23 protein-coding genes are annotated in these 24,043 nt (G+C 66.9%); 8 read left to right on the forward strand and 15 right to left on the reverse strand.

The genetic code is table 11. The features are described 5' to 3' along the window. Positions 1 to 10: 10 nt before the first annotated feature. Both B7K21_RS09530 and B7K21_RS09535 read left to right on the forward strand, forming a co-directional pair. Positions 11 to 1,390 (forward strand): bifunctional o-acetylhomoserine/o-acetylserine sulfhydrylase, encoded by a 1,380-nt coding sequence (locus B7K21_RS09530; protein WP_084075198.1) that lies wholly within the window; start codon positions 11 to 13, stop codon positions 1,388 to 1,390. Next, positions 1,390 to 2,583, forward strand: coding sequence for a homoserine O-acetyltransferase (locus B7K21_RS09535; protein ID WP_084075199.1), 1,194 nt, complete (start codon positions 1,390 to 1,392; stop codon positions 2,581 to 2,583). The genes B7K21_RS09530 and B7K21_RS09535 overlap by 1 nt, the downstream gene beginning before the upstream one ends. A gap of 123 nt (positions 2,584 to 2,706) precedes the next feature. On the opposite strand, the gene B7K21_RS09540 is transcribed toward B7K21_RS09535, so the two are convergent. The 10 genes from B7K21_RS09540 to B7K21_RS12930 all read right to left on the reverse strand — a co-directional run bounded on the left by B7K21_RS09540 (position 2,707) and on the right by B7K21_RS12930 (position 11,850). Next, on the reverse strand, positions 2,707 to 4,263 hold the full coding sequence (locus tag B7K21_RS09540; RefSeq protein ID WP_084075200.1) for an HNH endonuclease signature motif containing protein: 1,557 nt from the start codon (positions 4,261 to 4,263) through the stop codon (positions 2,707 to 2,709). 196 nt (positions 4,264 to 4,459) lie between these two features. Continuing rightward, positions 4,460 to 4,594 carry a hypothetical protein gene (locus tag B7K21_RS12870; RefSeq protein ID WP_255373763.1) on the reverse strand — a complete coding sequence of 45 codons (135 nt, stop codon included), beginning with the start codon at positions 4,592 to 4,594 and terminating at the stop codon, positions 4,460 to 4,462. A 211-nt stretch (positions 4,595 to 4,805) separates the two neighbouring features. Beyond that, positions 4,806 to 5,804: a dTDP-glucose 4,6-dehydratase gene (gene rfbB / locus B7K21_RS09545; RefSeq protein WP_084075201.1), complete on the reverse strand. Its 999-nt coding sequence runs from the start codon at positions 5,802 to 5,804 to the stop codon at positions 4,806 to 4,808. 97 nt (positions 5,805 to 5,901) lie between these two features. Next, a complete protein-coding gene (locus B7K21_RS09550; RefSeq protein ID WP_084075202.1) occupies positions 5,902 to 6,540 on the reverse strand; it encodes a hypothetical protein in 639 nt (212 codons plus the stop codon). A 135-nt stretch (positions 6,541 to 6,675) separates the two neighbouring features. Next, a complete protein-coding gene (locus B7K21_RS09555) occupies positions 6,676 to 7,236 on the reverse strand; it encodes a hypothetical protein (protein ID WP_084075203.1) in 561 nt (186 codons plus the stop codon). A gap of 171 nt (positions 7,237 to 7,407) precedes the next feature. Further along, positions 7,408 to 7,698 (reverse strand): hypothetical protein, encoded by a 291-nt coding sequence (locus tag B7K21_RS09560; RefSeq protein ID WP_084075204.1) that lies wholly within the window; start codon positions 7,696 to 7,698, stop codon positions 7,408 to 7,410. Continuing rightward, positions 7,695 to 9,095 (reverse strand): hypothetical protein, encoded by a 1,401-nt coding sequence (locus B7K21_RS09565; RefSeq protein WP_084075205.1) that lies wholly within the window; start codon positions 9,093 to 9,095, stop codon positions 7,695 to 7,697. The genes B7K21_RS09560 and B7K21_RS09565 overlap by 4 nt, the downstream gene beginning before the upstream one ends. Before the next feature lie 8 nt (positions 9,096 to 9,103). Further along, positions 9,104 to 10,519 (reverse strand): polysaccharide biosynthesis tyrosine autokinase, encoded by a 1,416-nt coding sequence (locus tag B7K21_RS09570; protein ID WP_084075206.1) that lies wholly within the window; start codon positions 10,517 to 10,519, stop codon positions 9,104 to 9,106. Positions 10,520 to 10,562: 43 nt separating this feature from the next. Then, a complete protein-coding gene (locus B7K21_RS09575) occupies positions 10,563 to 10,871 on the reverse strand; it encodes a PqqD family protein (protein WP_159448470.1) in 309 nt (102 codons plus the stop codon). Continuing rightward, positions 10,858 to 11,850: a nucleotidyltransferase family protein gene (locus B7K21_RS12930; RefSeq protein WP_144016161.1), complete on the reverse strand. Its 993-nt coding sequence runs from the start codon at positions 11,848 to 11,850 to the stop codon at positions 10,858 to 10,860. The genes B7K21_RS09575 and B7K21_RS12930 overlap by 14 nt, the downstream gene beginning before the upstream one ends. Positions 11,851 to 12,055: 205 nt before the next feature. Here B7K21_RS12930 and B7K21_RS09585 point away from each other — a divergent pair, with 205 nt between their 5' ends. The 4 genes from B7K21_RS09585 (at position 12,056) to B7K21_RS12615 (ending at position 16,609) form a co-directional block, all read left to right on the forward strand. Next, the gene (locus B7K21_RS09585) at positions 12,056 to 12,778 is read left to right on the forward strand and encodes a GDSL-type esterase/lipase family protein (protein WP_084075209.1); all 723 of its coding nucleotides are present in this window, start codon (positions 12,056 to 12,058) and stop codon (positions 12,776 to 12,778) included. A gap of 98 nt (positions 12,779 to 12,876) precedes the next feature. After that, entirely contained in the window at positions 12,877 to 14,133 is a 1,257-nt protein-coding gene (locus B7K21_RS09590; protein WP_144016162.1) for a hypothetical protein, read from the forward strand. 59 nt (positions 14,134 to 14,192) lie between these two features. After that, positions 14,193 to 15,404 (forward strand): lipopolysaccharide biosynthesis protein, encoded by a 1,212-nt coding sequence (locus tag B7K21_RS12610; RefSeq protein WP_159448471.1) that lies wholly within the window; start codon positions 14,193 to 14,195, stop codon positions 15,402 to 15,404. A 284-nt stretch (positions 15,405 to 15,688) separates the two neighbouring features. Then, positions 15,689 to 16,609, forward strand: coding sequence for a glycosyltransferase (locus B7K21_RS12615; protein WP_159448472.1), 921 nt, complete (start codon positions 15,689 to 15,691; stop codon positions 16,607 to 16,609). Here B7K21_RS12615 and B7K21_RS09605 read toward each other — a convergent pair. From B7K21_RS09605 to B7K21_RS09615, 3 genes are read right to left on the reverse strand one after another with little or no spacing between them, the layout of a single operon-like run. After that, positions 16,606 to 17,772 (reverse strand): glycosyltransferase, encoded by a 1,167-nt coding sequence (locus tag B7K21_RS09605; RefSeq protein WP_159448473.1) that lies wholly within the window; start codon positions 17,770 to 17,772, stop codon positions 16,606 to 16,608. The two genes, B7K21_RS12615 and B7K21_RS09605, sit on opposite strands and share 4 nt — an antisense overlap. Continuing rightward, positions 17,769 to 18,611, reverse strand: a complete 843-nt coding sequence (locus tag B7K21_RS09610; RefSeq protein WP_084075481.1) for a glycosyltransferase family 2 protein — start codon at positions 18,609 to 18,611, stop codon at positions 17,769 to 17,771. Before B7K21_RS09610 ends, B7K21_RS09605 begins: the two co-directional genes overlap by 4 nt. Continuing rightward, positions 18,601 to 19,203: an acetyltransferase gene (locus tag B7K21_RS09615; protein ID WP_144016163.1), complete on the reverse strand. Its 603-nt coding sequence runs from the start codon at positions 19,201 to 19,203 to the stop codon at positions 18,601 to 18,603. The genes B7K21_RS09610 and B7K21_RS09615 overlap by 11 nt, the downstream gene beginning before the upstream one ends. A 42-nt stretch (positions 19,204 to 19,245) precedes the next feature. Here B7K21_RS09615 and B7K21_RS09620 point away from each other — a divergent pair, with 42 nt between their 5' ends. Then, a complete protein-coding gene (locus tag B7K21_RS09620; protein ID WP_159448474.1) occupies positions 19,246 to 20,472 on the forward strand; it encodes a glycosyltransferase family 4 protein in 1,227 nt (408 codons plus the stop codon). 12 nt (positions 20,473 to 20,484) lie between these two features. Here the strand turns inward: B7K21_RS09620 and B7K21_RS09625 are convergent, their stop codons facing one another. Continuing rightward, a complete protein-coding gene (locus tag B7K21_RS09625) occupies positions 20,485 to 21,963 on the reverse strand; it encodes a sugar transferase (protein WP_084075215.1) in 1,479 nt (492 codons plus the stop codon). Positions 21,964 to 22,067: 104 nt separating this feature from the next. Here B7K21_RS09625 and B7K21_RS09630 point away from each other — a divergent pair, with 104 nt between their 5' ends. Continuing rightward, positions 22,068 to 23,435, forward strand: coding sequence for a polysaccharide biosynthesis tyrosine autokinase (locus B7K21_RS09630; protein ID WP_084075216.1), 1,368 nt, complete (start codon positions 22,068 to 22,070; stop codon positions 23,433 to 23,435). A gap of 73 nt (positions 23,436 to 23,508) precedes the next feature. Here B7K21_RS09630 and B7K21_RS12840 read toward each other — a convergent pair whose 3' ends face one another. Next, the gene (locus tag B7K21_RS12840; protein WP_084075217.1) at positions 23,509 to 24,000 is read right to left on the reverse strand and encodes an LPXTG cell wall anchor domain-containing protein; all 492 of its coding nucleotides are present in this window, start codon (positions 23,998 to 24,000) and stop codon (positions 23,509 to 23,511) included. Positions 24,001 to 24,043 lie beyond the last annotated feature (43 nt).

Raw genomic sequence — 24,043 nt, forward strand, 5'->3', positions numbered from 1 at the left:
AGCCACAGACATGACGAACCCCAACTGGGCCTTCGAGACCACGCAGATCCACGCCGGCCAGACGCCGGACTCCGAGACGGGCGCCCGCGCGCTCCCCATCTATCAGACGACGAGCTTCGTGTTCGAGGACACGAACCAGGCCGCGGCCCGCTTCGCGCTGGCCGAGCTGGGTCCGATCTACACGCGCATCGGCAACCCGACGCAGGCGGCGGTCGAGGACCGCGTCGCGGCGCTCGAGGGCGGCGTGGCCGGACTCCTCGTGGCATCCGGCTCGGCGGCGAACACGCTGGCGATCCAGAACATCGCTGAGGCCGGCGACCACATCGTCTCCTCCCCCAGCCTGTATGGCGGCACGTACAACCTGTTCCACTACACGCTGCCCAAGTTCGGCATCGAGGTCACGTTCGTCGACAACCCCGACGACCCTGAGGAGTGGCGCAAGGCGGCCCGCCCCAACACGAAGCTGTTCTTCGGCGAGTCCATCTCCAACCCCAAGCAGGACCTGCTGGACATCGAGGCCGTCGCGGCGGTCGCGCACGAGATCGGCGTGCCGCTGATCGTGGACAACACTGTCGCGTCGCCGTACCTGGTGCAGCCGCTCAAGTGGGGCGCCGACATCGTCACGCACTCGGCCACCAAGTACCTGGGCGGGCACGGCACGGCGATCGGCGGCGTCATCGTGGACGGTGGCTCGTTCGACTACGCCCAGTACCCCGACCGCTTCCCGAACTACAACACCCCCGACCCGAGCTACCACGGCCTCGTCTACGCCCGCGACCTTGGCGTCGGCTCGGCGTTCGGCGCGAACCTGGCGTTCATCCTCAAGGCGCGCGTCACGCTGCTGCGCGACACGGGCGCTGCGGTGAGCCCGTTCAACGCGTTCCTCATCGCGCAGGGCATCGAGACGCTGTCGCTGCGCGTCGAGCGGCACGTGGAGAACGCGAAGGAGGTCGCGGAGTTCCTTGAGAACCGCGACGACGTCCTCAGCGTCAACTACTCGGGCCTGCCGAGCTCGCCGTGGCACCACTTGCAGCTCAAGTACGCACCCAAGGGCGGCGGCTCGGTGCTGGCGTTCGAGATCGAGGGCGGCAAGGAGGCGGGCCAGGCGTTCGTCGACGCGCTTGAGCTGCACTCGCTCGTGGCCAACATCGGCGACGTGCGCTCGCTCGCGATCCACCCCGCCACCACGACGCACTCGCAGCTCACGGCCGACGAGCAGGCGACCGCGGGCGTCACGCCCGGCCTGGTGCGCCTCGCGGTGGGCATCGAGAACATCGCGGACATCCTGGCGGACCTGGAGATCGGGTTCGCCGCCGCCGCCAAGGTGCGGGACGCGTCGGGCTCGTCCGACGCTGTGGCTGGTGTCGCGACGGAGACCGCGGGCGTCTGATGGATGACGACTACTCGTCGTGGGTGCCGGACGCCGACGCGCCGCACGGGGGCGACCCCGTGCCCACGTCGGCGGCCTGGCGGCCGGGTGATGAGCCCGGCCGCCGCCGGTTCCTGAAGATCGACCGTCTGCCGCTCGAGGCCGATCCGCTGCAGTGGATCGACGTGACGCTCGCCTACGAGACGTGGGGCGAGCTGAACGAGGCCGGCGACAACGCGATCTACGTGGCGCACGCGTTCACGGGCGATGCCCACGTGACGGGCGCCGCGGGCGAGGGTCATCTCACGGGAGGCTGGTGGAACGGCCTGGTCGGCGAGGGCAAGCCGATCGACCCCGCGAAGTACTTCATCGTGTCCGCGAACGTGGTGGGTGGGTGTCAGGGTTCCACCGGCCCTGCGCACCCGCACCCGGTGGACGGGCGTCCGTGGGGTTCGCGCTTCCCGTGGCTGACGCTGCGCGACATGGTGCAGGCGGAGGCGCTGCTGGCGGACCACCTGGGCGTGGACTCGTGGGCACTCGTCATCGGGCCGTCCATGGGCGGCATGCGCGCGATCGAGTGGGCGGCGACGTTCCCCGAGCGCGTGCGCGCGATCGGCGCGGTCGGCACCACGGCGGCCACCACCGCCGAGCAGATCGCGTGGGGCGCGGCGCAGGCGGCGGCGATCCGCCTGGACCCGGCGTTCAGGGGCGGCGACTACTACGACGCGCCCGATGGCGCCGGCCCGTTCCTGGGGCTCGGGCTCGCGCGCGCGATCGCTCACACGACGTACCGCTCGGAGCCGGAGTTGGACGAGAGGTTCGGGCGTCGTGTGCAGGACGGCGACGTGCTGTCACCGGAGGGCATCTTCGCGGTCGAGTCCTACCTGGATCACCATGCGGAGAAGCTCGCCCGACGCTTCGACGCCAACAGCTATCTGCGCATGATCCACGCGGTCAACACGCACGATGTGGGGCGCGGCCGCGGCGGCATCGATGAGGCACTCGCCGGCTACGAGGGCGAGGCGCTGATCTTGGCGATCGACAGCGACCGGCTGTACCCGCTGAGCAACTCGGAGCGCCTCGCGGCCGCGATCCCGCAGGCGCAGCTCACGGTGCTTCACAGTGACATCGGACACGACGGTTTCCTCGTGGACTCCACGGGGCTCAACGACGCGGTCGCGGGGCTGCTGGCGAAGGTGGGCGCGGGGGTCTAGTTGACGTCGGTGGACGGCTGGCCCCCGCCCACCGGAACACCACGCCCGCCCACTGGCACAGCACGACGACCCCGCCCACGCGAGCCCGCCTCTCGGGCCCCTGTGCCGGGGTTGTCGTCTGCTTCAGGCCGCAGCGGCGCTGGGTTGCTCTTGCCGTCGCAGGGCTGGTCGCAGTTGGCGGGCAGGGTCGATCGTCGCGGGCGGCCGCAGGTAGATCGCCCCGTTGCGCGGGACGATGTCCCAGGTCTCGTCGTGCACCCGATGGTGGCAGTTCGTGCACAGGAGCACACCGTTCGAGAGGTCGGTCGGACCGCCTCGCGACCACCAGGCGATGTGGTGTGTCGAGCACCAACTCGGAGGGGCTCCGCACATGACGCAGCCACCGTCCCTCTCCCCGATGGCGATGCGCTGCGCCCGGGTGAACAGCCGCTTGCGCCGCCCGAGATCCAGCACCTGGCCTTCGGTTCCGAGGACCGCAGGGATCACTGCGGCGTCGACTGCGAGTCGACGCAGCGACGCGATGCTGACAGGGGCCATGAGAGCGTCACAGTCGGCGAGCCCCAACCCAGATTCGAGTTCGGACTGCGGCACGCGCACGACGACCTCCGTGGTCACGTTGCTCACCTGCGACTCGCAGCCGAGCCCGTGGCGCGCGAGGTCCAGCAATGCGTCGAGCCGCATGGCGCCGGGGCTGCGGTCGTCCACGCCCGCAGGGAGCCCTCGCCGGCTCTGCATTCCCACAGTGACGTGCTTGTCGACGAAGGCGATCAGGGGTGCTGCGGAGGCGGCATCCATGCGGGCGTGCAGGGTGACGGCACCGTCTTCCTCGGACTTGACCATGAGGTAACGGTCGCGCCGGTGCGTGCGCTCACGCGCTTCCCACGCGACGGGGTCGGCGGCGGCGCGGGCGTGCAGGCACTGCTTGCGCAGTTCTGCGATGGGGCTGGTGGTCGCGATGCGGACGAGCCTCGCCTCGAGTGCGTCAGGTTCCGTCCAGGGTGCTGACTCGTGCGTTGGCGCACCCGGCCCGCCCTGCGCACGTGCCCGGGAGAGGTCGGCCCTGAGGCCGCGTACCGCGTCCAACGTACGCGTCACCAGGCTGGCCTGCTCCACGCTGATCGATCCGGCGGACGTCGCTAGGGCCACACGCCGGTACACGCCTTGCGCGGCGCCCCGGACTGGTGCGGGCCGAGAAAGCTGCGGCCCGCCGCCGGCGCCAGCACCACCAGGCTTCTCGTCGTCAGGCGGTGGATCGTCTCGAGGGGGCGTGTCGTCAGGATCTGGACTGCCTGAAGGCTGCCCGCCGCCCTGGGACGGCCCTGCCCCAGCGTCGGGCGTGTGGGCCTCTGAGGCCGCACGAGCCGCGGCGGCGAGCATGCGGCCCACCTCGATGACCTTCAGCGCTGCCCCGGCGGTGAGCCCGGTGAGCCGCGCGATGAGGTGAACGGCGTTGCGTTGCCCATGTCGTCGTGCGAATCCTTGCGTGCCGAGCCCGGGGTCGGATCTCACGTCCGCCTCGTGCGCACCCACGGCGAGCTGCATCTCCCCCAGGCAGTTCACGAGCGAGCCGGCCTGGACGAGCTCGATCACCTCCGAGTCCCGCAGACTCGCGGACTCGCGCCCGTCGAGCCGCTCGAGCACACGCAGCGCCCGGGCGAGATCGGCGGTCCTGAGATCCATCCCTCAAGTCAACATCAAACCACTGACATTCACCTCAAATCATCTCAAACTGTCCACAAGGAAGCCCTGTGCCGCCGAGCGCGCCAAGCAACGAGCCCCGCCGCCCGGGGGAGGGCGAGCGGGGCTCGGGCGCCGCGAGCGGCGGGGCCGCTCAGCTCAGCGCGGTGCGCATCGGCGCGAACGCGGTGGAAGAGCCTCAGCGAATGTCGCAGACCGAAGTGGCCTCCATCGCCGAGAGGGCCTCGTTGCGGATGGACGCGGGCAGGTGGCCGAAGTCATTGGCGGCGGGACGCCGGGAGAAGAAGATGGTGATCTTCAGAGCGGTGGTCATCGCGGCTCTCCTCATACCGGCTGTCGTGGCCGGGAGAGGAACGTGGGTTCCGGCCTCCCAGTGGCCCCACGTTGGGACAATGGAGAGCCCCACCCTGGCCGGATGTCTTCATTGCCATGAGCGGGATGCTGTTTTCCAGCGTAGGTGCCCGACGCGCGGGCTACCCGGGGTAGCGCACGTCCAGTCGCATCGGGCGTACGGATTGCGGGCCCTACTGCCCTCGCGCGGCGTAGAAGGCCTCGGTTGCGTCCTTCGCGGGCGCCCACCAGTCCTCGTTCTCGCGGTACCAGGCGATGGTTGCCGCCAGGCCCGCCTCGAAGTCGCGGTGCACGGGTTCCCAGCCGAGCTCGGTGCGCAGTTTGGTGGAGTCGATCGCGTACCGGGCGTCGTGTCCGGGGCGGTCCGCGACGTGGTCGAACGCATCCTGCGGCTGACCCATGAGTTCGAGGATGAGCTTCACCACCTCGAGGTTGCTGCGCTCGCCGTTGGCACCGATCAGGTAGGTCTCGCCGGGTGTGCCGCGCTCAAGGATGGCGAGCACGGCGGAGGAGTGGTCCTCGGCGTGGATCCAGTCCCGCACCTGCTCGCCGCTGCCGTAGACGCGGGGACGGTCCCCGCGCAGCACCTGTGTGATCTGGCGCGGAATGAACTTCTCGACGTGCTGGTAGGGGCCATAGCTGTTGGAGCAGTGCGACACGGTGGCCCGCAGCCCGTACGAGCGGACCCAGGCGTGCACGAGCAGGTCGGCTCCGGCTTTGGTGGCGGAGTAGGGCGATGAGGGTGAGAAGGCATCGCCCTCGTGGAACCGGTCTGGCGAATCGAGCGCGAGGTCGCCGTAGACCTCGTCGGTAGAAACCTGGTGGAAGCGCACTCCGTGCGCTCGCACGGCCTCAAGCAGTGTGAAGGTGCCGACGAGGTTCGCGCGCACGAAGGGCGCGGGCTCGGCGAGCGCGTGGTCGTTGTGGGTCTCGGCGGCGAAGTGGACCACCGCGTCGGCGTCCTGCACGAGGGCGTCGACGAGGAGCGCGTCGACGATGTCGCCCTCGACGAAGGTCAGGCGAGACTCAGGCAGCCCCTCCAGGGACACGCGGTTGCCCGAGTAGGTGAGTTTGTCCAGCACGGTGATGCGGTGATCCGTGACAGCCAGGACGTGGCGCACGAAGTTGACGCCGAGGAAGCCCGCTCCCCCGGTGACGAGCAGTCGCGCCATGGTCGTGCCCCTCCTGTACCGGTGGGGCCATCATCCCTGCTGGGCACGGGCGCCGCCAACTCACATGCCCGACGCTGGGGCCGGGCGGGCGCCGACGCTAGGCGGCGACGGTGGCCGAGTCGACGCGGGTGGAGGTGGCGCCGTTGCGGTACGTGGCGTTGATGGTCACCTCGATGCGTTCGTTTGCGGTGGACCCCTGGGACTCGATCCAGAGGTTCGAGAGCGAGACGCCGCCCCAAGCCCCCATGCCAGGGCCGGTGTAGACCAGGACGAGCGTGGCATGTGTGCTCGTCGTCGAGAATGAGGCGAGTGTCCAGGGCATGCCGGAGGGGATTCCTTGCTCTCCGCCGAAGCCCCAGCGGTGGTTGCTTCCACCCCGGATCGGCACCACGAGCGTGAGCGTCATGGTCGCGGAGGCGGGCACACCCTGGTTCGGGTCGAGGTTCTGGATGTACATGCCCGCGACGACGGCCTTGACCTTGCCGCCTGCCGACTCGACCCAGTGGTCCTTCGTGTACTGGGCTGTGTTGAAGGTGGGCGTGAGTCCCTGACCTTGCGGCAGGGCCCCGGCCGGCGCTACGCCGGATCCCGCAACGGCTGGCACGGCACGCGCCACGACGATCGCGGGAGCTGCCCAGGCGAAGCCCTGGAGGGTATGGCGGCGGGTCAGCAACGGACCCCCGTCGGAGATGGGCAGTTCTTCCTGGACCGCAGGCGCGGTCATATCGTCGTACATCGCTCTCGCTCCTCAGCAACGCTGGAGCGCCCCTCAGCCGGACGCGTCACTGCCCCCCATTATGGGGGCATTTGGCACTATGTGACGCAATGTGACAGAACTCACATCATTCCCGATGTTGGGAACAGCGATGCCTCACTCGCGGCTCAGCGAGACCCCAGGCAGCTCTACGCCGCCAGCACCGGCGGTTCCCACCAGCGTCACCGAGTCGATCGACTCGTAACGCGACAGCGACCATGCGAGCGTGATCGCGTCGCTGCCGCTGAGCGAGTAGCCGCCGGACGTGGGGACGATCACCATGGTGCCCGCCAGGTTGCCCGGCACCGGGAACGTGCTCGCGTCGGCGTCGACCTCCCAGCCGGCGGTGCTGATGCCGCCCTGAGTGCCCTGGTTCTGCTGCGTCGACGTGAAGGCGATCGTGATGGACGTGATCACGAAGGGGATCGTCGAGCCAGTGTCCTGTCGGGTCACGACGAGCGACCCGGCCTTCTGTGTGGCGCCCGGGTTCTTCAGGTCCGCGGTGAACGTGCCCGACGCGACGGGCGTCGAGGTCGACGCGTCGCCAGAGCCGACGGCGAAGGCGGGAGCAGCGGTGGCAAGCACGATCGCAGGCGCGGCCCACGCGGCGCCCTGCAGGATGCGGCGGCGGGAAAGGCCATCGTGGGCGCGCTCGGGCGCAGGGACAGTAGCAGTCATGGCAGTGGACCCCTCAGTCAGCGCCGCCCGGGGGTAGGCGGCGTTCCATCGAGCAAGACCATAGCGGTGTGACGGACATCACGTCTACTAGCAGGAACGATGCAAATGTTGCGAAACTGGACAAACTGGCACGGCGCCGTGTGAATTCTGGGTTTCGCGGCGCGGCTTGGGTCAGCGCAGCTCGAGGACGCCCCGAGCCGCGAGCTCGATCACCAAGTCGCGCACCATCGCTTCAGGATCCGCGCCCTCGGGCGCGCCGAAAGTACTCATGAGGTGAGCCACTGTCTCGGCAAGAGTCGCACCATGACGCGCGGACCACACCAGCTCTGAGGCGAGCGGCGACAGCAGCACGACTTCGTCGCCAGCGAGTACCAGCAACTCTCCGTCGCGCGCGAGCGCGTCGTCGTAGCAGGTCGAGATGATGGTCGTCGAGAGGAGGTCGCTCGCGCGCGGGTCGGTCATCGCTCCCCCAGCAGTTCCGGCATGAGGGGCAGCACGGTCGCGGCCTCGCGGTACACGAGGCGGGTGAGACCGCCGACCATCTCGACGGTGTCGGACAGGGTGTGGAGCTTCCGCGCCAGGCGCGGCAGGTAGGAGGTCTGCTCGGCCAGCTCCGCGATGCCTCGCAGGTGTGGCAGCTCCTCGAGGTACGGCTCGTCGGGGCCGTCGGGCCGCCGGTCGAGCAGCACGAGCCGCGCGAGCCGCAGATCGCGGCCGGGCAGCGCGAGGTCGAGCGAGTCGGGACTCCACTGGAGCTTGATGCCGTGGTGCGACTCGGTGATCACGGACAGCGGCTTGGGGTACGGCACCACGCGGTCCCCCGCGATCGCGAGCGTCTCGTCCGTGACATATCCGTAGTGCGCGCCCAGGATGCGCGAGAGCGTCGTCTTGCCCGTGCCTGAGGGGGCGACGAAGCCCACCACATCGCCCTCGCGAGACGCCACCGCACTCGCGTGCAACATCAGGAGCCGCCCCGCGCGCGCATCGATCGCGCGCACCGTCACTGCGGACGACAGGTAATGCAGCGCCTGCTCCACGTCCGGGTAGGCGAGCGCTCCACGAGAACGCGCTGTGGCGAGCACGGTCGGGCTGGGGTCTACGCACAGCTCGATCACGTCTTCGTGCTGAGTCTCGGTCGAGGCGGGCATCAGGCATCGACTCCACGCCCGGCGGGTTGCTGCACTCAGAGCACGCGCCCCGCTTCCCGTGCAGTTCACTTCCATGCGCACCCCGAAGGCATCCAGCAAGAAGTGCTCGCCGACGGGCCGCGCTTCGGCGGCGTGCGCGGGCTGAGGTAGCAGCGCGCTCCACAGGTCCGCAGCCCAGGCGGCCGTCTCGGAGATGCGCTCGGCAATGACGTCGCGCCGAGCGTCGGCGTCCTCGATCGACGGCAGGTCCCAGTTCTCCGCGATCGTGCGGCCGCGGCGCATCCGGTCGAGGATGAGCGGGTGCTCGTGGAGAGGGGCTGCAATCTCGATCGCACCCTGATAGAGCTCGGCGAGCTCGGACATGCTGAAGGCGCGTCGTGCGGTGCGTGGGAAACGGCGAACGAGCTCGTCGCGGATCTGGGAGGTGCCGGTCAGGAACACATCGGTGGTGGCGACGATCTCGGGACTGAGGGATCTGGCGATGAACCCGTCGGCGTTGCCGCCGTGCGCGACGATGAGGCGGGCCGCCTCGGGGTGGAGCTTCGCGCCGTCCCGTGCGTCGAGGCCGGCGCTGGTGACGCGAATGGCCGACGCGGGGATGGCGTTGGCGCCCAGGCTGCGGCGCAGCAGGCGCTCGCCGATGGGCCCACGGCCGATGTTGAGGTCGTCGACGATGAGCACGCGGAAGGCAACGCCGGCTCCGGTCGGCATGCGAACCTCTACGCGTCCTTCGCAGCCTTGCGGGCAGCCGCCTTGGCGGCGCGCGCCTCCGCGCGGGTGAGCTTGCCGGGCGTGTACTCGTAGCCGTAGCCGTAGAGCTGCGAGTCCGGGCCCTTGCGGCTGACGCCGTCGAGGATCACCCCGAGCGCACGTCCCTTCACGCGGTCGAGGTTCGCGAGCGCGCGGTCCAGGAGGTCGATCGTCGTCTTGCCGGCGCGCGCCACGACGAGCGCACCGTCGGTGCGGGCGGTGAGGATCGCGGCGTCGGTGACGGGGATGAGCGGCGGAGAGTCGACGAGCACGATCGCGTCCTCGTGGAACGAGTACAGCAGCGAGTGCATGGCCTGGGAGCCGAGCAGCTCCGAAGGATTTGGCGGGATGGCCCCTGCGCCGAGGACGTGGAGAAGGCCCGTGCGCCCATAGGACTGAATCACGTCAGCGGACTGCGCGCGGCCCACGAGCACGTCGGTGAGCCCGACGCCCTCCACCAGCCCCAACGCCTTGGCGATGGTGGGGCGGCGCAGGTCCGCATCGATCAGGACGACGTTGCGGCCGGAGTCCGCGATCGCCTCGGCGAGCTTGATGGAGGTGGTGGACTTACCGTCGCCGGGCAGCGACGAGGTGATGACGATGACGCGCGGCGGGTTGTCCACGTCCATGAACTCAAGGTTGGTGCGCACCTGGCGGATCGCCTCGACCATCGCGTTGTCGGTGACGGCCTTGCCTGCGCCCTTCCTGGCGATCGAGTCGTCGTACGGAAGCGCTCCCAGCACTGCGAGCTCGAACTCCCGCTCGACGTCCGCCGGGGTCCGCAGGCGTCGGTCGAGCGCAGCCTTGATGAGCGCGTACGCGATGCCGAGCGCGAGGCCCAGCAGCACGCCCAACGCGACATACAGCTTGGTGTTCGGCGACGACGGAGCGCCCGGCAGAGACGCAGTGTCGAGCGTCTGGAGCGCGACGATCGTGTCGGAGCCGTCAGAGGTCTCGATACCCGCGACCACCTCTGTCATGCCGAAGATCCACGCCTCGGTCAGCGCCTGCGCCTCCTCGGGCGCGGACCCGGTCGCGCTCACCCGCAGCACCGCGGTGTCAGTCGGGTTGGAGACGGACACCCGCCCGACGAGCGAGTCGGGCGAGGCGGTCAGGCCGAGTTGCTCCGCGGCGATCTCTGCGACCTGCCGTGACTTCGCGATGTCCAGATAGGACTTCACGCGAGACTTCGCATAGTTGTCGCCGACGAGGGCGTCACCCAACGAGCTCGACCCACCCGTCGTGACGATCGCCGAGCCGGACGAGGTGTACACCTTGGGCTGGATCGACGCGTAGCCGAAGGCCGCCCCGGCGCCGAGCGCGGTCAGGAGCAGGATGGCAACCCAATGCGCACGAACGATGCGCAGGTAGTCCTCGAGCTCCATTCAGCCCGCCTCCCTCACAGCGACTCGGCCAGAATTCGTGCCGTCAGTCTATGTGCGGCGCGGCCTCGCCCTCGCCATCGGACTCGTCGTCGTCCACGATCAGCCCCAGACGCAGCAGCTCGGCAAGGAACTCGTGGACGTCGTGCGCGATCTGCTCGCGCGGAGCGCCATACGCCTCGACCAGCTCGTCGACGATGTGCTCCTCGGTGCGCGTGCCGTCGATGCGGGTCCAGATCTCGAAGGAGGGGCCTTCGAAGACGTAGGGGGACTGCTGCTCCTCGATGCACGGAAGATTCAGCAGGACGACCGACGCGGGGCGTTCAAGTCTTGCCAGACCGCTAGCTTGCCTCACCACGTTCTCCCGCCCTCAACACACCTCGCTCGTGCCCCTGCCGGGCACGGATCGTGTCCGCCGAGCGCTGCCGCCTTGCTTTGCGGCCTCCGGTCGTGACGCCCCGTACGAGCCTCATTAGCCTGTACCCCGCCAAGGTCCCAGTTCCTCGCGCATTCGGGGGTAGCGCCCCGCGAATGTCATCCGCCGAAGGCCACACCGCGCGCGCCAGCAGTAAGACGCCCCGCCGCGGCCCCGTGAGCGCGATCCGCTCGAGCGCAACTCCGAGCAGTCGCCCGCCCAGGGCCACACGAACTCGCCACAAGAAGAGTCGCGTCCGCGGCACCTCAAGGTGGGGAGCAGCGACACCCTCCGCCAACTGAGCAAGGAATCTCCCCGCTGAGCCCAATGCCCTAAGTCGCGCCGCAGACGCAATTACCTCGTCGGTGGTGGCCGCGCAGGAACCACTTGACACGCGTGATGCGAGGTCCCGTAGAGAATCGGAAGCCAACCGATGAGTAACGGGAGTCCTGAGGTCGTGGAGTGCCATGAGGATCACTGAGTCAGAAGGCGACGGCACGCTACACGACACTCCCGCGACCTCAACGAACACCCGGTCGCGCCAAAGACTGTCGAACCACTCAGCCTGGTCTCCCAGGAGGCCGGGAAAGTCGTAGTGCGCATCTACTGACAATGGGAACGCAGCACTAGCGAGGCCAACCGAGTGGGATGCAAGGTCGTGCCAGATGTCGTCGGAGTCGGTGTTGTGGAACCCTGCCTTCCGCATAGCCACAAGGAAGTCGCTGAGCTCATCTCTCGGCACAAGAACGTCAAGGTCATAGCTCTGCCGCTCGCTGCGCAGGCCGAACTCCGAAAGCACCGGACCCTTGAGAATGAGAGCGCGCACACCCGCCGTTTCCGCGACGTGTGCCGCGACTGCGCTCAGCAGGAGCCAAGCATCGTCGGGCGAAATGGCACTGCCCGGGCTCACAGTCTCCATGCGCACGGCGCACACCACCACTCGCCCAGTTGGCGGTCGCCGACCTCACCTCCGCCAGACAAGGGTACGCGCAGGGCCCACTTCGACCGACCGAGGATCGCATTCGACCGACGCCTACACGTGTCCTCGGCCACATCCCCGCATGTAGGGTCTGCCTAGACTGTTCTCGGCTGGAGGGGTCCAGTCGCAGAGAGGGCAACACCATATGACCGAACCACGTCAGAGTCTGCTCGCCTTTGGGGACTCGATCTGCGAAGGACTTGGAGTCGGATCCCTTCGCTACAGCGCGCTGGCCGCGAACGCGCTCGGTCTGAAACTCGAGGACTTCAGCCACACGGGCTGGACTTGCAGGCAGTCCCTCGAGGCCTTTCGAGCCAATCCTGTCAATGGGGAGGTCGCGGTCATCGCACACGGCGTCACCGAGCCGATACTGCGTCCCGACCCGTCCACTCTCCGGTTCCTGCCGCGCCGTTGGCGCAGAGTTGGGTGGATGGACCCACGGCCCTACTATTCCCGCAGGTTACCGAAACGCGCCCTAGAGCATCTCGAGTCAATGGTCCGCTGGCGGATCAAGAATCTTGCACTCCGCATTAGCGACTATCAGTTCATGGACCGCGATACCTACGTACAGTCGATGGCCGAGTTGATCGAGAACGTCAGCAAACACGTCGATGTGGTGCTGATTGTCGAGCCCTCCGCTATCGACGAGCGCTACTTTCCGGGAAGCCGACGGGCACAGGCCGCGTACTGGCGCGCCCTTGCCGCCAGCGGCACGGACGCCCGCACGGTGGCGGTCGACCTCGAAGAGTGGGATGACTTCTTCGCGGACCACTTCCACCCCAACGCGTCGGGGCACTCAAAGATCGCGCGCTCGCTCATCGAAGCGGTCCGTAGCGAACGACTAGCCGCGGACCGGCCAGACCATTGAGTGCTGCAAGCAATGCAAGAGCGGCACGGAAGCAACCACCCAAGCGCTCGCTTCCTCCGCCTGGACAACGGCTTGGCAGCTGGTTTGCACTCGCGTACGTGCACGTCTGGGTTCTTGAAGGCGCGTTCCGCAAGTGGATGCCCACCACTGCTCAGCCGCTCTACTTCTTTCGTGACGCCTTGATCGTTGGCGGCTTCGCTCTAGCAGTTCTTGTAGCCGCACCGAGGCTGCGGCGCTCACCGCCGCTCACGGGCGTCACGTGGGCTCTGGCGATCTTCCTCGTGGTGCAAGCGATAGCCGGCGTGACGGGTCCCGCACTCTTCGTTGCTGGTGCGCGAAGCTACCTGGCCCCGCTACTGTTCGCGCTCTTCGCCTTGACATACGCCGATGGGGAGTTCATTCGGCGCGCCAGCCGAACGCTCATTCTCTACTCACTTCTAGAAGTACCACTCGCGCTCGTCCAGGCGCAGAGCCCAGGAAGCGCACTGGTGAATCAGCAAGTCGGTGGCGAGGACGCCTATTTCGTCAACTTCGGCGTGGTGCGCGCATCCGGAACTTTCAGTGCCCCTCTCGGGTTCGTGATGTTCTTGTCGCTTGCTGCTGCCGCGGCCGGGTATCTCCTGCTCGCCAGCAACGTCAGAGCGGAACGCAGATTCGCGGGCATCGGACTTGGCCTAGCAATCGCCGGCGGCGCCCTCTCGGGATCCCGAAGCGCCCTGATCTATCTCGCGATTCTGGTTGCCGCAGTAGTCTGGCGCGCTGTCCTCGTCGGCGGGCGACGTGAGCGACGGGCGCTCGGAGTCCTCATGGCAGGAGCGCTTCTCGCAGTAGCAACAGTGCTCACCGTCGCCCGGCCCGTACTTGACTCGTTTGCGATGAGAGTTGACGACGCAAGCCGGTCCGAGGACGTGGCTGGCCGGCTGGTCCGCCAGGGCACATCCTTCGCGTCGTCAGTCGAATCTGTGCTCGGAGACGGCGCGGGCACTCACTCCCAAGTGGGGATCGCGCTCGGCTCAGTCCATGAATGGACGGAGATTGAGACGCAGAAGTGGGCCCTTGAGCTCGGCGCACTAGGTTGGCTCGCGGCGCTCATCGTGTTTGCCGGATCTCTCGCTCTACTCTCCACTTGGTTCATGCGCGCGCGCACGATCCCCGCCGCCGCATACTCGTACGGCGCTGTCCTGTTTCCGACCCTCATCGTGGGTCAGATTACCCAGAATCCAAGCACGCAGGGCTTCATCGGCATTGCTGCGGCAGTCCTCCTCATCGATCTTCGGGACAACCGCGACCGAGGAGAGCACGTTGTAGAAGGCACCGGCGCCGGAACCGCCCCTGTCACGCGAGGCAGACGGTGACCCGCCCTGTGGTTGAGCGGCTCCAAGGCCCGGCCGGGCGATATGTAGCCGCACAAACCTTGACACAGGGCGTCGGAGTTGCGACCGGAATAGTCGTGGTGCGCTCGCTCGAGAAGTCCGACTACGCACACTACGCACTTGCCGCGGCCATGATCTCCGCATCCGTCCTGATCGCAGACTCCGGGTTGCAGGCGACGCTTCTCCCTCAAGGGGCGAAGCGGCTCGAAGCCAAGGCTCCGCTTCGCCCCATATTCGCGGCTGCGTTCCGGCAACGTGCGGTGTGGGGAACCCTAGTGAGCGTCGTCGCCGCGTTCGTGCTCGCGAGTCAACTGCACGCCGCTGGGGCCTCCGTCTCTACGACCACTTGGCTGACCGCGCTCATGGTGGCAACACTGGCCACGCAACTTGTGGCGAACGTGTACGTCAACTTCTTCAGGATCACACTCCGAACGGAAGTGCTCCGGCGGGTACAACTCTCGGCGGCGCTAGCGCGACTTGCCTCGATCGCGCTGGTCGCGTACTCCTTCTCGAGGACGCCTGCGGCGCTCACGGCTGTCACAGCGGTGACAGCTCTGGGCGCGATGCTGACGTTCCGCGTGCTGTCTAGCGCAGACGCGCGGTGGGGCCCACGAGGCGAGACAGCGCCGACGCGCCCGCTGTGGCGGAACCTTAGAGCCGTTCTACCCGCAGTTCTCACGCTGATTGCCGGCGAGCAGATCTTCTTGATCTTGCTGTCATACAGGTCTACGCCCGACGTGATCGCGGAGATCTCCGCTTTCTCGCGTTTCGGCGTGGTCTTCGTGATCGTGAACTCCCTCGCGAATGACGTACTCGGCCCACGGCTCGCACGACGCACGGCAGACTCCAAAGAGGTGGGACTCGCGATTGCCCGAGGCATCGCTGTCTATGTCGCCTTCTCTGCACTCGTCATCGTGAGCGTGATCGTCGCTAGCCCAGCGATCCTATGGATTCTGGGGGACGAGTATCGTGGACTCGAACTCGAACTCGTGCTGGTCGCGAGCGGCTATGCGGCGATCAACCTCGGTCACACACTGAACGCATACACCCAGGCTCGGGCCTGGGTATGGGGCTGGTGGATATACGCTCCACTCGTTGCCGCTTGGGCGATCACGGGCCTGAGTCTCAACCTGCAGTTGACTTCCAATGCCGCTCTCTTCTTCGGCGCGCAGGCGCTGCCCTACGTAGCGCTGCAGATCTACCGCACCGTCAGAGGACTCAGGCGCATGCGTTCCGGAGAGGTGAGTCCATGAGAGGAGCCCCCACTGCCGGCGTCGCCACACGGGTCCACCACTACGACCATGTCGTCAGAGCGCTGGAGACTGTGGCTTCCGAGGTGACCCTCCTCAGGCGCTTCGAGGTCACGAGCCTCCAGGTCGCACGTGCCTCGCGCCTGCCAGTCCTGCGCCGCGCAGCGCCGATCATGGCCCGGCGATCCCGCAGCAAGCTCGAATTCCGCGGACAAGCCCGCGTGTTCGGGCTCGCCCAGTTGATACCTCCGATCGCGATGCGCATAGGTGTGCCCCGATCGCCCGCCATGGTGCGACTCCTCAATGCGTCGGCCGCACGCAGAACCGCACACCTGCTCAGGCACTCCCAGATCGTGCATTTCGAGGAGGGGCTCGGTCATGCACTGCTCTCACGCAACCCGGGAGTCGCTGGCGTCATGGAACGCCGGAATCTACACCACGCCGATTTCGAACGCCCGCTTGAGCCCATCTCAGACTTTCCCTACCGAGTATTCCGCGACCCACTGCGCGAGGTATACAACTATGAATACGAGCAGTCGAGTGCGGTTCTTGCGTACTCACAAGTCCAGCTAGAGAGCCTCGTGCGCAATGGCGTCGATCGCGAGAAGGTCTCGGTTGTGCCTATCCCGATTGCCGCAACCCACAGGTCCGAGGGGATGGTGCGAGAGCGAGGCGTCGCGCTCTATGTGGGAAGGGTGACGGCGGACAAGGGAATCGACGTCGCAGTCGCTGCAGCGCGCCGATCGGCATCAGTTGAGAGGCTCGTCGTAGCAGGCCCGATACCAAACCCCTCCGTCGGCGCCTGGCTACGCGCACAGCCCAAAGTCGACTACGTCGGTGTCGCGGGCCGCGCGGAGTTGGAGCACCTGTTCGCAACCTCAACATTCATGCTGGCGCCGTCGATGGAGTCGTTCGGCCTCGCCGTGTTGGAAGCTGCATCCCACGGACTGCACGTGCTCGCACGCGAAACCACCGGGGCCGCCGAGTATCTTCCGCGCCAAGCACGAACCGTCGTCGCAGGCCGCAACCCGGTGGAGTGGGCCGATGCCATCGACCGCTGGACCGCGGACGGCGCCGACCTCGCATCTTCCCCTCGTCTCGACGCAGACCACGAGAGCGCATTGAGGATGCTGAGCGCTGGCCAAGTCGAAGCGGCTCTCGCCGCCGTGTACTCAAGAGTCCTGGAACGATGTGAGGGATCGCGCTAGCGGTACGCGCCGCCTCGCACAAAGTCTGTCTCAGGGTCGGCTCCGATGACCACCCGCCATCGTCCTGCAACGACATCCCACGAGTAGGCCCGCACAGCCAACTCGCGGAGATCCGCAGGCACCTTCGCGTCCCTGTACATGTCGGCAAGTACCTGGACTTCATCGGCAATCGACACAGGCGTGGGCTGCGCGACGACCCTATTCGCGGCGTGCGCGACGAACCCAGCGGCGTCGACTCCATCGCTGCTGACAGTGGGCACGCCCGCCACCAGGGCTTCGGCGACCGAGATGCCGAAGTTCTCGTCCTCGCTAGGCGCAAGGAACACGTCTGCGGATGCAAGCAGAGCAGCCTTCTCGGAACCCGAAACGTGGCCTACGAAGGCTACGTGAGACGACACGCCCAGGACGCTTGCGAGTTCCTGCAGTTCGGACATCATCTCAGGGCTGCCAGTCCCGGCGACAGTGAGGGTCGCGGACTCGCCTCGCGCTCGCAACTCGGCGAGGGCACCGACTGCGAGATCGATGCGTTTCTTGGGGGCAATCCGGGACAACGCGAGCAAGCGTATGGGCTCCCCGATCGATTTGGGGGGCCTAGGAGCACCCCCGGCGTCCGCCCCCACTCCGACTACCGCTACGGGCGGGATCCTGGCAAGAACCCTCAACTGGTCCGCCTCGTGGTTCGAAGCAACTGCCAAGCCCTTCACCGCGTGGAACACAAATCGTCCAAGCACGCTGTTCCAGACCTTCTTCCGTGCAACGCCGCGCCGAAGTTCGTACAAATTGAGCGCCCCGTGCGGCATGAGCACGGCTGGCACCCCTGCTGCCCTTGCGACGGCAACCACAAGAGGGACCCACCAGAGGAAGTAGCCGTGAACAATCACCGCATCAGAGCCCCGGATGCTCGCAATGAGACCTGGAATCGACCGCGCACGAACTCTGACTGGATCGGGCGCACCGGTAGCACCAACCGATTGCTCAACTGTCGTCACGAGTTCCGGAGCGCGGCTCCTCGTGAAGTGGAACAGCGAAACCTCGAGCCCACTCCGATTGAGCGCTCTGTTCAGTAGCCATGCGTGATGTGCCGGACCGCCATCCGCACGGTCCAGGGTGTTGACAATCTGTGTCACGCGGAAGTTGGATTCCTCAGCGCGCAGTTGGATCACCCCTCGAGCCTGGCGAGTCGATCGATCTCGCGCCGCTTGAGACCGATTTGCCAATAGTAGGCGGCCAGCGCAAAGGCATAGTCAAATCCAGCGCGGCCGTCCAGGAAGCCAAGCCGCACAACGTAGCTGTAGATGAAGAAGGCGACAGGCTTGAAAGGCGCGCGCGCAAAGGCGCGGCCTTGCGCAGACCGATTGGAGTAGACAGCGTCGCTCCGTCTCGCGCGCGCACCGACATGCGCCTCCCAGTCGGAGTACCGGTTGTGTCGTGCGAACCACGTAGAGACCGGGTCGACATCTTCGTGCCGGAGCCGGCCACCAAGCCGCGCGACCGGCCCATCGCACTTGGGCTGATAGTGGCCCTCAAGCTCGCCCATCCCGGGCACGTCAAGGTCGTCAACCGGCTCGAACCATGCATGCCCTCGGCGCAAGAGAATTGTCTTGGACACTCGGTGCCCAAAGCGAAGCATGCGTCCGGCGAAGTAGTAGTCGAGCTCCACGCTTGCAGCAGCGAATGAACCGGACTTCTCGACGAACACGCGAATATCTTCGACCAATCTCTCGCTTGGGAACTCATCAGAATCGATGAATAGGATCCAGTCGTTCCGGGTCCGCACATTCTCGAGCTGCCACTGCTTCTTCTTCGGGTACTGCCCATCCCAAGTAAAGTTGACGACAGTTGCGCCGCATCCACGTGCAATCTCTTTCGTGGCATCGGTGCTGTCTGAGTCGACGACGATCACTTGGTCGAAGTCCTCAAGACCTTCGAGACACAAGCGGATCGCGTTCTCCTCGTTCTTCGTCTGCACAAGGACAGTGACGGGAATCAGATCACGCGCCATTGTGACCAGCACCTCCCCGGTCGACGCGGTCGGCAATCGGTCGGGCCGGATTGCCAGCAACGACACGTCCAGGCTCGACTGAGTTCCTTGCGACCGAACCGGGCGACATCAGGCTCGACCGCCCAACCATGACCCCACCGGTAACTATGCACCGCGCTGTGATCCACGCACCGGGCTCGATTACGACCGGGCGTGTGACAAGCGCCATGTCGCGCCGATGCGCGTGGCTGCCGGTAGTGATGAAGGTCTCCTGGGAGATCACGACATCGTGCCCGATCGTCACCTGGTCCTGATTGTGGATCCAGACGCCCTCGCCGATCCAGCAGTCATCGCCGATCTCGAGCTTCCACGGGAACTTGACTCGGGTGCGCGGCCGGTAGATCACACCGCTGCCGATCTTGGCGCCGAAGGCACGGAGCGCCGCGACCCGTACACGCGACGACACTTGCAGTGCGTTCGTGACAAGAAGCCACTCGACGAGCCCCCAGAAGTACACGACGATTGCTGGCCGACCCCAGGCCACGCGCTCCCCTGGCGCATCCTTGAGAGGAATGACGGGAATGTCCGCCCCCTTGTTCTCACCCTCACTCATGGGCTCGAAGTCTATCGGTCACACCTTGTCTATCCTCATCGTGTGACCCAGCCGACTCGCGTGACATTCCTTGGCCTGAACTTCGCTCCCGAGACGACCGGAATTGCACCGTATACGTCCGCTGCCGCGCGCCACCTCGTCCAAGCCGGGCACAGCGTCCATGCCGTGACGGGCTTCCCCCACTATCCCCAGTGGCGCCGCGACCCCGCATTCCCCGGCTGGCGCGCGTCATCGGAGGACGCTGGCGTGGCAGTGACGAGGGTGACCCACTGGGTGCCCAACCCCCCGCGAGGTCTCAAGCGCCTGATCTCTGAGATCACATTCGGCCTGCACCAGACCGCGACTACGTGGCGGGGGCCCGCGATCACCGTGTTCGTGACGCCGGCCCTGTTCTCCAGCGCCATGTGCATGGCGCGGTCCCGGGCCTTCTCACGTTCCAAGCGAGTGGTGTGGGTCCAGGACCTGTACTCACAGGGCATGAGCGAGACCGACGAGGGTGGCGGTCTCGCGGTGCGGATCGCCGCCGCAGTGGAGCGGTGGACTCTTCGCTCGGCCGATGCGGTGGTCGCCATCCACCCGGCGATGGCGGACCGCATGGTTCAGGACCTAGGAGTCGAGCGTTCCAGGATCACCGTGATCCCCAACTGGTCGCACATCACCGTCGCGGAGACTGACCGCGAGGAGACCCGGAGACGGCTCGGCTGGTCAGAGTCCGACTACGTCGTCCTGCACGCAGGCAACATGGGCAAGAAGCAGGGACTCAGCAACGTGGTGGCAGCCGCCCAGGTCGCCGAGGCGGCGAACTCGCCGGTGAAGTTCGTCATGCTCGGCGACGGCGCCGAGCGGGAACATCTCCAGGCCAGCGCCGCAGGGTGCGGGAACATCGAGTTCGTGGACCCGCTGCCGGACGAGGAGTTCACTGCAACCCTCCAGGCCGCCGATGCGCTCCTGATCAACGAGCTGCCCGGAGTGCGAGAGATGGCAGTGCCGAGCAAGCTCACGAGCTACTTCGCGACACGCAGGCCCGTGATTGCAGCCACGGATCCCGAGGGCATCGTCGCCTCGATCATGAATGCCGCAGGGGCTGGCCCGGTGGTGCGCAGTGGCGACCCGGAAGGCCTGGTTCAGGCAGCCGAGATGCTGCGCGACGACCCTGAGATGACGACCCGTGCCGCCGAAGGCGGCTTCCGCTACTTCGAGGAGCGTCTCAGCGCTGACGGCGCATTCGCCGCGTGGGACACAGTGATTGCGTCACTGGATGCCCGCTGACGGACCCTGCCGTCAGTACGCGCCGCGCCCGAACAGCACGGCGCCGATAGTGCGCAGGATGATCACGAAGTCCCCCGCGAGCGACCAGTTCTCCGTGTAGTACAGATCGAGCCGGACTGCCTCATCCCACGAGAGGTCCGAACGGCCACTGACCTGCCACAGGCCAGTGAGCCCCGGCTTCACGAGCTGACGGCGCGACACGCGCTCGTCCCATTGCTCAACCTCCGACGCCAACGGCGGTCGTGGCCCCACGAGAGACATCTCACCCTTCAGCACATTGATGAGCTGGGGAAGCTCATCCAGCGAGAAGCGCCGAAGGAACGCACCAATGGGTGTGACCCGGGGATCAGACTTCATCTTGAAGTGCACGCCGTTGCCCTCGTTCTGCGAGAGCAGCGCGGCCTTCCTCGCCTCCGCGTCGATGTACATCGAGCGGAATTTGTAGATGGTAAACGGTTCGTGATCTCGGCCGACTCGCTCCTGGCGGAAGAGAGCTGGACCCGGGCTTGTCGCGCGAATGGCGAATGCGATCAGAAGCATGGGGACGAGGCCCACGAGCAGGATGAGGCCGGCAGTGGCCCGGTCGAAGGCACCCTTGACCAGCGCCTTGGCGCCCTTGAACTCCGGCGCTTCCACATGAAGAAGCGGCAACCCCTCGACAGGGCTCATCAGAACGCGCGGGCCAGCCACATCCACCATCGCGGGCGCGACGATCAGACCGATGCCCGTACCCTCGAGCTGCCACCCCAGTTGGCGAGCCTCCCGGAGAGACATCGCATCGGTGCCGGACAGAAGCACGTACTCCGCGTCGAGTTCCTCGGCGAGACGTGCAGCCTCGTCGATGGTGCCGACCACTTGAACGTCGTCGACGTCGTCCGCCAGTTCGCCGCGGCTTGTCGACGGGAGACACACGCCAATGACGTTGTAGCCCGCCTGGCGGGACGACCTCAGCCTGCGAACCATCTGCTCGCTGGTGCGCAGGGGCCCGACCACAAGAACTTGGGCCTGGAGCCAACCGCGCTCCCGCTGGCTATGGATCCACAAGCGCCATACGCCGCGGTACGAGAGCAGCGCCACGGTTCCTACCGGAATCGCGAAGATCAGATACCCGCGGCTGATATGCCACTGCGTGAGGAACCCGACGATCGCTATCCACGCGAAGGTGCGCCAACTGGCGGAGAGCACTCGCTGGAACTCCTGCGGCCCATGGCCGAGGATGCGCGGCTCGGTACTACGCGCCCATCCGAGCTGCAGGAGCCAGAGGATCACCACGGCGACCGTGACCTGCCAGTACGCCGGGCTCGACGCGCCGGCGACGGGAGTGAAGGGGTCCCAGCCGAAGCGAACTGCGTGGGCGCCCACCATGACGACGGCCAGCACGAACAGATCCGTGACGAAGAGCCGGACGCGATACTTGCGGGCCCACCCCTGAGGACCGTGCATCCTCTCGGTCGACGCGCCTCCGCGCGTCGACGCCCCCTCTAACGTCATGCGGAAAGCGTACCCAAGCGATGTGACAGACACGTGTCACCGCCCGGCAGGGTCCGCGTGGCAGGATGGTCCACGACCGCCATGGCCATTCACGAGGGGAACGCGTGGAACTTCAGGACTATCTGCGGATCCTCCGTAAGAACTGGTGGATCATCCTGATCCTCACCATCCTCGGCACCGGCCTGGGGGTCGGCTACTCGCTGCTTGCGACGCCGATGTACACCGCCTCTGCCAAGGTCTTCGTCTCGACCACGGGCGCCTCGAGCGCCGCCGAGCTTCAGCAGGGCAGCTCCTTCACGCTTCAGCGAGTGCAGACGTACCGCGACCTCGTCACGACGTCGGCCGTGCTCCAGCCCACGATCGACTCGCTCGGACTCGACATGTCCGTAAGCGAACTGCGCGGACAGGTCACCGCCTCGTCGCCCACCAACTCCGCGACGATGAACATCACCGTCACCGACTCGGACCGCGTCTTCGCGGCGGCGCTCGCCACCGAGGCCTCACGGCAACTCATCGAGGTCGTGGAGGACATCGAGACGACCGACGCGATGGAGGCCTCGCCCGTCTCGCTCACGATCGTCCAGGAAGCCGAGGTGCCGGCGGCTCCCTCGAGCCCGAACCTCAACCTCAACGCCGCGCTCGGGCTGTTGCTCGGTCTCGCTGCAGGCATGGCGTTCGCCCTCGTGCGCGAGACTCTGGACTCGCGGATCCGCAACGAACGCGACGTCGAGCGCGTCACGGACACACCGGTGCTCGGTGGCATCGTCTTTGACCCGAAGGCCAAGGACCGGCCGCTCATCGTGCACGCAGAGTCGCACAGCCCGCGCAGCGAGTCCTTCCGCACGCTGCGCACGAACCTGCAGTTCCTCGATCTGGGCCGCGAGAACCGTTCGTTCGTCATCACGTCATCGATGCCGAGCGAGGGTAAGTCCACGACCGCGGCGAACCTTGCGATCGCACTCGCACATTCGGGCGCCCGCGTCCTTCTCGTGGGTGCCGACCTTCGCAAGCCGAAGATGGCCGAGTACATGTCGGTCGAAGGCGGTGTGGGGCTTACCGACGTACTGATCGGCAAGGTGACGCTCGACCAGGCGATCCAGAGGTGGGGGCGCACCGAGCTCCATCTGCTCCCCGCAGGCCAGATCCCGCCGAACCCCTCCGAGCTGCTCGGCAGCTCCCTGATGGAGACGCTGATCGGCGAGGTCGACGCCCGCTTCGACGTGGTGCTCTACGACGCTCCTCCGCTGCTGCCCGTCACGGACGCTGCTGTGCTCGCGCGACTGGTCGGTGGCGCGCTGGTGATCTGCGCGGCAGGCAAGACTCACGTGCCCCAGTTGGACAGCGCGCTCGCCGCTCTCGAGAACGTGGGAGCGCCCGTCTCCGGGATCGTGCTCACGATGCTTCCGACGCGCGGACCCGATGCGTACGGCTACGGACGTTACGGCTACACCTACGCGGAGTACGCCAACTAGGCAGTCCCTGGGCGCAGACGAAGAAGCCCCGAGCCAGCGGCTCGGGGCTTCTCGTGTGATGCGTGTGTGAGAGCTACGCGTTGCGACGGCGGCGAGCGGCGAACGCGACAGCGGCCGCTCCACCCACGAGCAGGGCGCCCGCGCCGATGGCGAGACCCGCGTTCTCGAATCCCGTGCGCGGAAGGCTGTCGCCATCGGCGACGACCGCGATAGCAACAGCGTTGGTCGCCTGGCCGTCAACGGTCGCGGTGACGGAGATCGTGCCGAGCTCGTTCGGAGCGGTCACGAGGAACTCTGCGTCGGTCCCGGTGATCGGACCGGACACCGTGGTGGAGCCGGCGACGTACTCCGCGGTGGGGGTACCCGTCGGGTGGCTGAAGGTCACCTCAGCGAGCGCACCGTCGGGACCATAAACGTAGCAGGTGGCGCTCTCACCGGGTGCGAGCTCCAGGTCCTCGCACATGAGCGCCTCGCTCACAGGCGGGTACGTGTCCGCGAAGGCGATCGCAGGTGTCAGGACAAGCGCGCCCGCGGCACCAACCGCAGCGATCGTGCGACGAATCATTGTTTCCTCCTCATCGGCGCGACCCCTCAGCAGCGCCACGTTT

The sequence above is a fragment of the Demequina sp. NBRC 110052 genome, from assembly GCF_002090075.1.
Classification (GTDB): domain Bacteria; phylum Actinomycetota; class Actinomycetes; order Actinomycetales; family Demequinaceae; genus Demequina.